At 67.6% G+C, this 12,198-nt stretch carries 12 protein-coding genes and 3 pseudogenes; 6 read left to right on the top strand and 9 right to left on the bottom strand.

All coding sequences use genetic code 11. The features are described 5' to 3' along the window. From ASD25_RS01820 to ASD25_RS01805, 4 genes and pseudogenes are all read right to left on the bottom strand, one after another. A pseudogene (locus ASD25_RS01820) lies at positions 1–403 on the bottom strand (pantetheine-phosphate adenylyltransferase). Between the two features lie 48 nt (positions 404–451). Further along, a complete protein-coding gene (locus ASD25_RS01815; RefSeq protein ID WP_056614481.1) occupies positions 452–1,255 on the bottom strand; it encodes an aminotransferase class IV in 804 nt (267 codons plus the stop codon). Positions 1,256–1,258: 3 nt separating this feature from the next. After that, positions 1,259–2,077, bottom strand: coding sequence for a DNA gyrase C-terminal beta-propeller domain-containing protein (locus ASD25_RS01810; RefSeq protein ID WP_369816536.1), 819 nt, complete (start codon positions 2,075–2,077; stop codon positions 1,259–1,261). Positions 2,078–2,297: 220 nt separating this feature from the next. Further along, a pseudogene (locus ASD25_RS01805) lies at positions 2,298–4,105 on the bottom strand (DNA gyrase subunit A); the annotation flags it as partial. Between the two features lie 125 nt (positions 4,106–4,230). On the opposite strand from ASD25_RS01805, the gene ASD25_RS01800 reads away from it, so the two are divergent. Beyond that, complete coding sequence (locus ASD25_RS01800) at positions 4,231–4,806, top strand: superoxide dismutase family protein (RefSeq protein ID WP_056614479.1); 576 nt, start codon at positions 4,231–4,233, stop codon at positions 4,804–4,806. Here ASD25_RS01800 and ASD25_RS01795 read toward each other — a convergent pair. Then, a complete protein-coding gene (locus tag ASD25_RS01795; RefSeq protein WP_056614477.1) occupies positions 4,803–5,366 on the bottom strand; it encodes a hypothetical protein in 564 nt (187 codons plus the stop codon). The two genes, ASD25_RS01800 and ASD25_RS01795, sit on opposite strands and share 4 nt — an antisense overlap. A 45-nt stretch (positions 5,367–5,411) precedes the next feature. On the opposite strand from ASD25_RS01795, the gene ASD25_RS01790 reads away from it, so the two are divergent. The 3 genes from ASD25_RS01790 to ASD25_RS01780 all read left to right on the top strand — a co-directional run bounded on the left by ASD25_RS01790 (position 5,412) and on the right by ASD25_RS01780 (position 6,322). Then, a complete protein-coding gene (locus ASD25_RS01790) occupies positions 5,412–5,819 on the top strand; it encodes a DUF5990 family protein (protein WP_056614475.1) in 408 nt (135 codons plus the stop codon). Positions 5,820–5,892: 73 nt separating this feature from the next. Beyond that, entirely contained in the window at positions 5,893–6,060 is a 168-nt protein-coding gene (rpmG, locus tag ASD25_RS01785) for a 50S ribosomal protein L33 (protein ID WP_003164451.1), read from the top strand. A 76-nt stretch (positions 6,061–6,136) separates the two neighbouring features. Beyond that, complete coding sequence (locus tag ASD25_RS01780) at positions 6,137–6,322, top strand: hypothetical protein (RefSeq protein ID WP_056614473.1); 186 nt, start codon at positions 6,137–6,139, stop codon at positions 6,320–6,322. 6 nt (positions 6,323–6,328) lie between these two features. Here the strand turns inward: ASD25_RS01780 and ASD25_RS01775 are convergent, their stop codons facing one another. The 3 genes and pseudogenes from ASD25_RS01775 to ASD25_RS01765 all read right to left on the bottom strand — a co-directional run. Next, entirely contained in the window at positions 6,329–7,693 is a 1,365-nt protein-coding gene (locus tag ASD25_RS01775; RefSeq protein ID WP_056614471.1) for a PleD family two-component system response regulator, read from the bottom strand. Between the two features lie 6 nt (positions 7,694–7,699). Next, positions 7,700–7,888 (bottom strand): annotated as a pseudogene (locus ASD25_RS01770) (two-component system response regulator); the annotation flags it as partial. A 1-nt stretch (position 7,889) separates the two neighbouring features. Next, positions 7,890–8,220 (bottom strand): response regulator (locus ASD25_RS01765; RefSeq protein ID WP_235562549.1); only part of this gene is annotated, 331 nt, incomplete at its 3' end. A gap of 117 nt (positions 8,221–8,337) precedes the next feature. On the opposite strand from ASD25_RS01765, the gene ASD25_RS01760 reads away from it, so the two are divergent. Together ASD25_RS01760 and ASD25_RS01755 are read left to right on the top strand one after the other, a co-directional pair. Beyond that, on the top strand, positions 8,338–9,588 hold the full coding sequence (locus ASD25_RS01760) for a DNA polymerase IV (protein ID WP_082572137.1): 1,251 nt from the start codon (positions 8,338–8,340) through the stop codon (positions 9,586–9,588). Between the two features lie 85 nt (positions 9,589–9,673). Beyond that, positions 9,674–11,089 (top strand): alkaline phosphatase PhoX, encoded by a 1,416-nt coding sequence (locus ASD25_RS01755; RefSeq protein WP_056614469.1) that lies wholly within the window; start codon positions 9,674–9,676, stop codon positions 11,087–11,089. Here ASD25_RS01755 and ASD25_RS01750 read toward each other — a convergent pair. Then, positions 11,058–12,125, bottom strand: coding sequence for a COX15/CtaA family protein (locus tag ASD25_RS01750; protein ID WP_056614467.1), 1,068 nt, complete (start codon positions 12,123–12,125; stop codon positions 11,058–11,060). The two genes, ASD25_RS01755 and ASD25_RS01750, sit on opposite strands and share 32 nt — an antisense overlap. Positions 12,126–12,198 lie beyond the last annotated feature (73 nt).

The raw sequence follows: 12,198 nt of genomic DNA, 5'->3' as shown, positions 1-12,198 counted from the left end.
CTATCCCTTGACCTTGTCCCGGACCGCCTTGGCGACGGCGGGGCTGACGAAACTGTCGATCGCGCCGTCCAGACGGGCGATCTCCTTGACCAGCCGCGAGGCGATCGCCTGATGCCGCGGGTCGGCCATCAGGAAGACCCCGCACGATGATGCTGGCGTCCAGTTCCTCGGCGAAATGCATCAGCAGGGTGGAAAACGCCCTGACTTCGACCTTGTCTCCCAGATGGGCGACCTCGGCCCGGACCATGTCGACGCGCTCATCCGTCTTGAACAGCGGTCCCTTGTCGTCGTTGCGGGCGACGCCGATGACCAGCTTGTCGACCAGCTTCACCGCACGGCCGATGATGTCCATATGCCCGTTGGTCACGGGATCGAACGTGCCCGGATACAGGCCGATGCGCATGCAGTCCTCCCCGCTTTCCAGCGGTTTAGCAGCCCCCGCCGCCACAGCCTAGATCGGTTGAACGGGGTTCGACGTCCATGCGGACTGAAGGCGATCGATCCTCGCCGGGGATGCCGCGAACGCATGCTCGCCGATTGAGGCGACGGCGCAGGCCGGCGTGGCGCTGTTGCAGATGAAGGCGCCGTCGAAACCGGCAAGATCGTCCAGATGAACCGGAGCCGTCCTGCCCGTCAGCCCGGAGTGAGCAAGGCCGCGCTGCACCAGCGCCTGGGCGACCCCTGCCAGCATCGGCGCCTGCGGCCAGACCACCTCTCCTTCGTAGATAAACCCGATGTTCCAGAGGCTTCCCTCAGAAACATAACCGTCTGCATCCACAAAAAGCGCATCATCAAAGCCCGCGCCGTGGGCCAGCCGTCGCGCGCGGATCAGGCCGAACGTCGCCACATGCTTGAGATGCGGCGCCTCGCGGCCATAGGTCTGAACCTGCAGACGCACGCTGTCAGCCAGCGGCGGAGGCGGCGGCGAAGCCGCGATCAGCACCTTGGGCCGACCGCTCCAGGCCGGCGTGCGCGGCCCGATCTCCGGCGAGAACAGGCTCACCCGCAGCCAGCAGTCCTCGCGCTCCGCGGCGGCCGCCCGCATCAGCTCGCGCAGACGCGCCTCGCCCACGGGTTCGCCGAACAGTTCGACCGCCTCGGCCTCAAGCCGCGCCAGATGCAGGTCCAGCCCGCGCACCCCACCCTGCTCCACAAGAAACGAGGTGTAGGCGCCGTAGTTGACCAGAGCCACATGGGTCAGATCAGCCGGGGTGGCGAGGGCGCCGTCGACGCTCAGTTCAACGGTGCCCGCCATGGATCAGCTTTCGCCGCCCTCGCCGTCCGCTTCGACCTCGGCCGCCTCGTCATCGCCGCCGCCGCTGTCGGGCAGCCGTTCGACCGACACGACCCGCTCGCCCTCGGCGGTGCGGAAGATGGTCACGCCCTGGCTGGAACGTCCGACAATGCGGACCTGACTCACCGGCGTGCGGATCATCTGACCGCCCGAGGTGACCAGAAGCAGTTCGTCGCCGTCCTCGACCGGGAAGGACGCCGCCAGGCGCGTGCCCGCGCGGCCGCCCAGGCCGTGGGCCGTCAGCCCCTGCCCGCCCCGGCCCGTGCGCCGGTACTCGTAGGCGGAGGACCGCTTGCCGAAGCCGGTGTCCGTGACGGTCAGGATGTACTGCTCGGCCGCGCCCAGTTCGGCGATGCGCTCGACGCTCAGCGCGGCGTCGCCGGTGGCTTCATCGTCGGCGTCGACCGTCGGCGTTTCGTCCTCGCCCTCGCCCGTCGCCCGGCGCATGGCCGAGGCGTGTTTGACATAGGCGGCCCGCTCGTCCGGCGTCGCATCGACGCGGCCCAGCACGGCCATGGAGATGACCTCGTCGCCCTTCTGCAGACGCACGCCGCGCACGCCGGTCGAATCACGGCCCTTGAACACGCGCACGTCGTCGGCCTTGAAGCGGATGGCGCGGCCCAGTGCGGTCGTCAGCATGACGTCGTCCTCGGCGGTGCACAGGGCGACGCCGACCATGTGGTCGCCGTCTTCCAGCTTCATCGCGATCTTGCCGGCCCGGTTGACGGTGGCGAAGTCGCTCAGCTTGTTCCGGCGCACGTCGCCCGAACGCGTGGCGAACATGATGTCGAGGTTGCCCCACTCCGCCTCGTCCTCGGGCAGCGGCAGGACGTTCATGATCGAATCGCCCGGCTCGATCGGCAGCAGGTTGACGAAGGCCTTGCCGCGCGACTGCGGATTGCCCAGCGGCAGGCGCCAGGTCTTCAGCTTGTAGGCCTTGCCGTTGGTGGCGAAGAACAGCACCGGCGTGTGGGTCGAGGCCGAGAACACGCCGACGACGGCNGTCGAGGTTGCCCCACTCCGCCTCGTCCTCGGGCAGCGGCAGGACGTTCATGATCGAATCGCCCGGCTCGATCGGCAGCAGGTTGACGAAGGCCTTGCCGCGCGACTGCGGATTGCCCAGCGGCAGGCGCCAGGTCTTCAGCTTGTAGGCCTTGCCGTTGGTGGCGAAGAACAGCACCGGCGTATGGGTCGAGGCCGAGAAGACGCCGACGACGGCGTCGTCCTCCTTCATCGCCACGCCGGAACGGCCCTTGCCGCCGCGATGCTGGGTCCGGTACGCGTTCAGCGCCACGCGCTTGACGTAGCCGCCGTGGGTGACCGTCACCACCATATCCTCGCGCGGGATCAGGTCCTCGTCTTCCAGCTCGAAATCGCCCTCGCCGATGATGGTCCGGCGCGGAACGGCGAACTCCTCCTTCACCAGCAGCAGATCCTCGCGGATCACGGCCAGGATGTTGGCGCGGTCGCTCAGCAGGGTCAGGTGGCCCTGGATGGTGTCGGCAAGGCCGCGCGCCTCGCCGAAGATGTCGTCGCGGCCCAGACCGGTCAGGCGGCTCAGGGTCAGGCCGAGGATGGCCCGCGCCTGTTCGTCCGTCAGGTTCAGCTTGTCGCCGTCGACCAGCATGCGCGCCTCGGCCGGATCGGCCGAGCTGCGGATGATGTGGATGACCTCGTCGATATTGGCCACGGCCACGGCCAGACCGACCAGCACGTGACCGCGGTCGCGGGCCTTGGCCAGTTCGAACTTGATGCGGCGGACGACCACTTCTTCCCGGAACTCCAGGAAGGCTTCCAGCAGCTGGCGCAGGCCCATCTGCTCCGGGCGGCCGTGGTTCAGCGCCAGCATGTTGACGCCGAACGAGCTCTGCATCGCCGTAAAGCGCCACAGCTGGTTCAGCACCACGTCGCCGGACGCGTCGCGCTTCAGCTCGATCACCATCCGCATGCCGTCGCGGTCGGATTCGTCGCGGACGTCGGAAATSCCCTCGATCCGCTTCTCGCGGACCATTTCGACGATGCGCTCGATCAGGGTCTGTTTGTTGACCTGATAGGGCAGCTGGGTGACGACGATGGCCTCGCGGTCCTTGCGGATCGTCTCGATCGTCGCCTGACCGCGCACCATGACCGAGCCGCGGCCGTCGCGCAGGGCGTTGCGRGGSGCSGTGCGGCCCATGATCTCGCCGCCGGTCGGGAAGTCGGGACCGGGCACGATGTCCAGCAGGGCGTCGTCGCTGACGTTCGGATCGTCCAGCAGGGCCACGCAGGCGTCGATGATCTCGCCCAGATTATGCGGCGGGATGTTGGTCGCCATGCCGACGGCGATGCCGCCCGCGCCGTTGACCAGCAGGTTCGGAATCCGCGCCGGGAGGACGACAGGCTCCAGCTCCTTCTCGTCGTAGTTCGGCTGGAAATCGACGGTGTCCTTGTCGATGTCGGTCAGCAGGGCCGAAGCGGCCGGGGCCATCCGGGCCTCGGTGTACCGCATCGAGGCCGGCATATCGCCGTCGACCGAGCCGAAATTGCCCTGGCCGTCGACCAGCATCAGACCCATCGAGAACGGCTGGGCCATGCGCACCAGCGCCATATAGACCGAGGCGTCGCCGTGCGGGTGGAACCGGCCCAGCACGTCGCCCACGACCCGCGCTTCAGCCCGTCGCGCGCGTCCGGCAGGGCGCGGCTCACGATCACGCTCATGGCGTAGTCGAGATACGAGCGCCTCAGCTCGTCTTCGATGGTGATGGTGGAGATGTCGCCGCCGCCGCCGCCCGAAACCGGAGGAAGCGCGTCGTTATAGCTGTCGTCAGTCAAGGAAATCAGGCTTTAAATGGCCGGAATCGGAACGTGATCCGCGAACAGGTTTTCTAGCATCCGGGAACCCCCGTGGCAAAGCCGGGCGGCCCGGAAACCCGCCGTCCAGACAAGGATTCCAGACCATGCGTCTCGCCCGCCTCTCCGCCCTCGCCGCCCTGCCCCTGATTGCCGCCCTCGGGGCCTGCGTCAGCGTCACGGCGAATGACTATTCGGACGGCCCGGACCGGGCCGCGATCGGCGATTTCGGCGAGGCGACGCTCATGAACGGTTCCGGCGCGCGCGTCGGCCGCGCCATCCTGACGCAAGGCGCGACCGGCCTGCTGATCCGCATCGAGGCCGAGGGCCTGACCCCGGGCTGGCACGGCGTCCACATCCACGCCACGGGCCAGTGCGCGGCGCCCTTCACCTCGGCGGGCGCTCATATCAATCACGGCGAGCCCAAGGCGCCCCACGGCCTGCTCAACGCCGGCGGTCCCGACGACGGCGACCTGCCCAATGTCTTCGCGGACGCCCAGGGACGGGTGAACGCGGAGGTCTTCACCACCCGCGCCCGAATCGCCCGCAACGGGCCCGGCCAGTGGCTGTGGGACGCCGACGGCTCGTCCCTGGTGATCCACGCCAACATGGATGACCAAACCAGCCAGCCCATCGGCGGCGCCGGCGATCGCGTCGTCTGCGGCGTGATGGCGGCGGGCTAGTCCGCCACCGGCCGGGTCAGATCGAACTCGACCCGGAAATGGCGGTTCGCACGCCGAAGTTCGTAGGCGAACGTCTGTCCCGGATTCACCTCGACCGCCCAGACGTTGGTGGTCGAGACCGGGGCATCGCCCGCTGTGAACAGCTCCTTCGAAAACGCATCGACCGGGAACGCCTGACGTTCGGCCGTACCCGCCGAGACGGCGTCGCCGCCGTACCAGTGGAAGCCGTCGGGCTTCCCGGCGGGGTCACGGTGGTCGTGCTTCAGCGTCAGGCCGCCCTCGTCATTCCGGCTGATGACCCAGGTCCGGGATTTGTCGTCGCCGACGTGGAAGGGAATGCGAACCTCGTCCGCCGAACAGTCGCGGACGTGCATCACCAGCCGTGACCGGGCGAAATCGGCGTCGGCGGCGTCCGTGGTCACGACGCGTCCCACGAATCGCTGCCCGCAGAGGGCGTTCAGGTTGGCCATGAAGGCGTCCTGCTGCAGCGCCCGCGCGCCCGGGAGCGAAGCGCAGGCGGACAGGGCCATGGCGGCGGCGAAAACGGCGATCTGTTTCATGGGCTCAGGTTGGCACGACCCGCCCCCCCGGCCTAACCTTCACGCATGGCCGACACCGTGACGCTTCGCCTCACCATCGACGATCCGGTTCCCGGAGTGCGCTACAGCCTCCAGAAGGAAGACCTGCCGTTCGAGCCCGTTACCGCAGGCGACGCACCTATCTCGTTCGACGTCCCGATCACCCTGCACCCCGACGGCCGGATGACCGGCCCGTTCGTGCGCCGCGAAGGTCCGCAGCGTCGCTTCGTCTACATTCGCATCGGCACGTCGGCAGGCGACCACGCCGGCATCTGGAGCCGCCGCGCCAAGATCGACATCCACGACATCCCGCCCGTCCTGCTGAGGCCTGGCGCCGTTCTGGAAGTCCACCTGCCAGGCCGGGGCAATGACGGTTCTCCCGCCTGCGCCACCGTCAGACGCCTCGGCGAATGGTGCAACGCAAGTGGCCGTTGACTTCCGGCCGCGCCTGAGTATGTTCCGCGCCTCTTATTTCCAGCGGCTTTCGCCGTCGCAAAGGTAATTCCCGATGGCCAAGCCCGCCTCTATCAAAATCCGCCTGAACTCCACGGCCGACACCGGCTTCTTCTACGTCACCAAGAAGAACGCTCGTACGATGACCGAGAAAATGGTCGTCAAGAAGTACGACCCCGTCGTGCGCAAGCACGTCGAGTTCAAGGAAGGCAAGATCAAGTAAGGGCCACGCCCTGCTGGATTTGATGACGCCCGGTGGAAACGCCGGGCGTTTTTCTTTGGCGTGTTAGGATGCCGGAATGAGTGACCCGACCGACGACCCCCAGATTCCCGACACGCCGGCCGAGAGTCCCGTCCAGCGGGCGCTCCGTCTCAAGACGGCGGCGATCGAGGCGCGGGAGAAGCCCCCGCGCGGCGGTCGGTTCCAGCGCGAACAGGCCGCGCGCATCGCGACCGGCAAGTCCAAGCCGTGGATGAGCCGCTGAAGACCCCTAGGCGGCCCGCGCGATGACCTGGTTCCGGCCGTGGGCCTTGGCCTCGTAGACCCCCTCGTCGGCCCGCTTCAGCAGGGCCTCCGGCGTATCGCCATTGCCGTCACTGGACGCCACGCCGACGGAGACGGTGATCGTCAGCCCCTCGGCGCCGTTCATGATCGGGAACGGCTGTGACGCCACATCGCGCCGGATGCGGTCAGCGACGCGCACGGCGTCCTCCATGCTGGCGCCCGGCATGACCACGACGAACTCCTCGCCTCCCAGACGGCACGGCAGGTCGATGGCCCGAACATTGGTCGCCAGACGCACCGCGAACTCGCGCAGAACCTCGTCGCCGGCGTCATGACCGAAGCCATCGTTGACCAGCTTGAAGTGGTCGATGTCCATCACAAGCACAGCGACGCTCTCGCCCCCCTGCCCGGCGCGATTCATCAGCCCCTGAAGTTGCCCGGCCATGTAGCGGCGGTTGTGCAGGCCCGTCAGGGCGTCGGTGACCGCCATCTCGAGACTGTAATCCAGCTTCTGCTTCAGGAAGTCGGCATAGCGTTTGCGCTTGATCTGGGTCAGCGTCCGCGCCGCCAGCTCCTCGGGATCCACCGGTCGCGGCAGGATGTCGTTGACGCCCAGCTCCAGCGCCTTCAGCAGGCGCGGCCGGTCCGCCTGGTCAACGACGGCCAGGATGGGCAGTCGGCGCGAGGCCTCGGTCGAACGGATCTGGGCCACGAACCGCAGGCCGTCGAACTCCGAGCTCGACACATTGACGATCATGAGGTCGACCGGTCCGCGCGCCGCGATCAGCGCCGCGGCGGGATCGGATTCCACCGTCGGCCGGTGCTCGCCGGCCAGGTGTTCGACCATCTTCTCTGCCTGGCGCACATTGTCGTCGACGATCAGCACCCGTCCGCCCGAGCCCCGAAGCCGGCCCGCGCCATCCGTGTCGACGCCCAGTTTGCGCCCGCTTTCCTCGCGCTCGCGCAATTCGTCCATGACGGACTTCAGGCGCACCAGCGACTTCACGCGGGCGAACAGGATGACGTCGTCGATCGGCTTGGTGACGAAGTCGTCGGCTCCCGCGTCCAGCCCCTTGATCTTGTCCTCGCGCCCGTCCAGCGCCGTCACCAGCACGACGGGGATGTGGCGGGTCACCGGGTCAGCCTTCAGCCGCCGGCAGGTCTCGAACCCGTCCATGCCGGGCATCATGACATCCAGCAGGATGATGTCGGGCCGCTCGTCCGATGCGATCTGCAGCGCCGTCGCGCCGTCGCAGGCGGTCAGCACCTCATAGTATTCGAGCGTCAGCTTGGCCTCGAGCAGGCGGACGTTCGGCTCGACGTCGTCAACGACAAGAATGCGCGCCGTCATCGGTCCCTACCCCAGATGTTTCCGAACCACGTCGAGGAAGTGCATCACCGAGATCGGCTTGGAGATGTAAGCCTCGCACCCGCCCTGGCGGATGCGTTCCTCGTCGCCCTTCATGGCGAAGGCGGTGACGGCGACGACGGGGATGTGGCTCAGTTCCTCATCGTCCTTGAGCCATTTGGTCACTTCCAGGCCGCTNTGCTGATTCTGGGCAGCCTGCCCGGAGAAGCCTCGCACCCGCCCTGGCGGATGCGTTCCTCGTCGCCCTTCATGGCGAAGGCGGTGACGGCGACGACGGGGATGTGGCTCAGTTCCTCATCGTCCTTGAGCCATTTGGTCACTTCCAGGCCGCTGATTTCCGGCAGCTGGATGTCCATCAGGATCAGGTCGGGCTTGTGCAGGCGCGCCAGGGCCAGAGCCTGCAGCCCTTCGCGGGTCTGCAGGGTCTCGTAGCCCTGGGAATCAAGCAGATCATGAAAGAGCTTCATGTTCAGCTCGTTATCCTCGACGATGAGGACTTTCTTGGACATCATCACCTGGCCTGTCGCCTCACGGAGTGCGGCTGCTCGGAGGCTTGTCGCCTTCTCCGTGCACTGTGGCCCAACGGGTCTTAAGTTGGCGTGAAGCGACGCTACAGGGCCTGAAACGTGCCGATCCGCGCCATCTGCCGCGACTGCCTCTGGACCGGCGACCACAAGGTCGACCGGTGCCCGAACTGCGATTCGCGCCGCATGGTCTGCCATGACGAGCTGGCCCAGCTGACCATCGCCCATCTGGACTGCGATGCCTTCTACGCTTCAGTGGAGAAGCGCGACCGGCCCGAACTGCGCGACAAGCCGGTGATCGTGGGTGGCGGCAAGCGCGGCGTTGTCTCGACCTGCTGCTACGTCGCCCGCCAGTACGGCGTCCATTCGGCCATGCCGATGTTCAAGGCGCTGAAGGCCTGCCCCGAGGCCGTGGTCATCAAGCCCGACTTCCGCAAATACATCGCCGCCAGCGAGGCCATCTTCGGCGCCGTCGGCAAGCTGACGCCGCTCGTCCAGACCCTGTCGCTGGACGAGGCCTGGATCGGCCTGGCCGGCACCGAACGCCTGAACGGCGGCCCGCCGGCATTCCAGCTGATCCGCCTTCAGAAGCAGATCGAGCAGGAGACCGGTCTGACGGTTTCGATCGGCCTCGCTCCCAACCGGTTCCTCGCCAAGGTGGCCTCCGAGCTGGACAAGCCGCGCGGCTTCTCCGTGCTCGGCTCCGAGGCGAAGGACGTTCTGGCGCCCAAACCCATCCGCATCCTGCCCGGCGTCGGCCCCGTCTTCGCGAAGACCCTCAACAGCGACGGCTACGCCACCGTCGGCGATCTGGCCGCCGCCGACGTGCGCGATCTGGTCAAACGCTATGGCGAGACCGGCCTGCGCCTGCACGACCTGGCCCACGGCCGGGACGCCCGGCTGGTCAATCCCACCCACGACCGCAAGGGCATGAGCGCCGAGACCACCTTCAACGAGGACCTGACCACGGCCGAGGATCTGGAGGCCGAACTCTGGCCCCTGTGCGAGAAACTGGCGTCCAAGGCCCGCCGCGACGGCGTGGCCAGCCGGGTCATCGTGCTCAAACTGCGCCGCACGGACTTCAAGATCGTCACCCGCCGCATATCCTTGCCGGAACCCGTCCAGACCGCCCGCGCCCTCTTCGCCGCCGGGCGCACCCTGATGGCCCCGGAACTGGGCCGGCCCTACCGACTGATCGGCATCTGCATGGGAGAGGTGGTGGACGCGGTCGATGTCCCCGCCCTTTTCGACACCCCGGAAACCCGCACCCTGAAAACCGAAACCGCCATCGACGCCCTGCGTGCGAAATTCGGCGCCCGGGCAGTGGTCGCAGGACGAGCGCTCAAGGACTGATATTCGTCTCCGGGTCGTCACAGAACCATGATGACCACGACGTCCTGCCCCGCCATAAGCAGCACGATTGTGTCCGGAGTCTTGTATGCGCCCCCATCGTCGTGAGTTGTTCGCCGGTTCCGCCGCAGCCCTCGCCTTCACCGGTTTCGCCCGGCACGCACAGGCCCAAACCCAGACCCCTCCGGTCGAAACCTACGTCAACGATGTCGAGGGCTACGGGCCGCTGAAGCCCGACCCCAACGGCGTCCTCGACCTGCCGGAAGGCTTCTCGTACCGCATCATCTCGCAGGGCGGCGAGACGATGGACGACGGCCTTCTGGTCCCCCAGAATTTCGACGGCATGGGCTGCTTCCCCCTCGACGGCACGAAGGTCGCCCTCGTCCGCAACCACGAACTCAAGGCCTCCCGCGCCACGCAGCGCAACTGGGGTCCCGCCGGCTTTCATCAGGAGCGCGCCGGCCTTATCGACACGTCCCGCGCCTATGACGTCACTGCCGACGGTCGCGTGATCCCCGGCGGCACCACCACCCTGGTCTACGATCTCGCCACCGGCCGCACGGTCCGCCAGCACCTCAGCCTGATCGGCACCTCGACCAACTGCTGCGGCGGCCACACGCCCTGGGGCAGCTGGCTGACGTGCGAAGAGACCGAGGAGATGCCGGGAACCCATGATGTCGGCAAACCCCACGGTTTCGTCTTCGAAGTTCCGGCCAACGCCACGGGCCTCGTCGAGGCCGTCCCGCTGAAGGCTATGGGGCGCTTCGAGCATGAGGCGGTCTGCGTCGATCCCCGCACCGGCATCGTCTATCTGACCGAGGACAAGGTCGACGGCCTGTTCTACCGCTTCATCCCGACGACGCCCGGAAAACTGATCGACGGCGGCCGCCTGCAGGCCATGGGCTTCAAGGGCAAGCCCGGCGCCGATTCCACCAACCATGACGTCCGCGAATGGTCGACCGGCGACTGGCGCGAGGTCGTATGGATCGACATGGAGGACGTCGAAAGCCCCAACGCCGACCTGCGTTTCCGCGGCCATGCGGCCGGCGCCGTCCGGGTCGCGCGCGGCGAAGGCGTCTTCTGGACCGGTACGGAAATGTTCATGACCGCCACCTCGGGCGGCCCCATGAAGCGCGGCCAGATCCTGCGCTACGTCCCGTCGCGCGACGAGGGCAAACCCGGCGAGCGCCGTCGTCCGGGCCGCGTCCAGCTGTTCGTCGAAAGCGCCGACCTGCGCACCCTCAACATGGCCGACAACATCTGCGTCGCGCCGTGGGGTCATCTGGTCGTCTGCGAGGACAACTACTCCGCCGACGCCCGCAACCACGTGAAGGGGGTGACCCCGGACGGCAAGGTCTACGCCATCGCCCGCAACGTTTTCACCGGCAACAGCGAGTTCGCGGGCGGCGTCTTCTCGCCGGACGGGTCTGTGCTGTTCGTCAACCTCTACTACCCGGGGCTGACCTTCGCGATCACAGGCCCCTGGACCTCGGTCCGGACGTAAACAGCCGCGCCTGCGACCGGCGGACCAGCCACAGGTTCACCGTCGCCGTCGTCAGCACCAGCACCGCCCCTGCCTGGTGCAGGGCGCCGAGCCACAGCGGCACGGCGTGGATCAGGGTGGCGACGCCAAGCACCGCCTGCAGCCACAGGACAGCCGCCACCACAAAGGCGGAAACACCCAGTCCCTCGGCCAGCCGCCAGCGCCAGGCCTGCACCGCATAGACCGTGCCGCCGGCCAGCAGGACATAGGCCCAAATCCGGTGATTGAACTGCACCAGCGCCTGATCGTGCAGGAAGGCCAGCGCCCCCTTGCTCCACTCCACCGGCGGCAGCACCGCCCCGTTCATCATCGGCCAGTCGGTGTAGACGAACCCCGCCTTCGCTCCGGCCACCAGCCCGCCCAGCAGGCACTGTACGAAGATCGCGCCCAGCAGGATCGCGGCGCCCCGGCTCCATCCCTGCGGCGCCCGCGAATGCGCCTCGCCGTTCCACGCCTCAAGCCCGGTCCAGATCAGACCCATGAAGATCAGCAGCGCCAGACCCAGATGCGTCGCCAGCCGTTCCGGCGCCACGTCCACCCGTTCTGACAGGCCGCTGGACACCATCCACCAGCCGATGAACCCCTGCAGCCCGCCCAGAGCCAGCAGCACCGCGCACCGCACGATCAACCGCCGCGGCATCCGGCGCAGGATCAGGAAGACGACGAACGGCAGGAAGAAGACCGCCCCGATCAGCCGCCCCAGCAGACGGTGCGCCCATTCCCACCAGAAGATGCCCTGGAACTCGCCCATGCTCATGCCGGCGTTGACCTGGGCATATTGCGGGATGGCCCGGTATTTCTCGAACGCTTCGCTCCAGTCGGCCGCATTCATGGGCGGCAGCGCCCCCATGATCGGCTTCCACTCGGTGATCGACAGGCCGGAGCCCGTCAGGCGGGTCACGCCCCCGACCACCACCATGGCGAACACCAGCACGGCGCAGGCGAACAGCCAGATGGCTACAGCCCGGCTCTGATCGCCCCCGATGAAACGCTTCATTCGACGCCCGCCGTCCCGACCGTTACAGTGCCGGCGCGTCACTGGTCCGACGCCGGACTGAGCGGTATGCCCG

This window comes from Brevundimonas sp. Root1423 (assembly GCF_001426805.1).
Note: the sequence above shows the minus strand (reverse complement) of the source record. Positions and strands in the feature narration are given on the sequence as shown.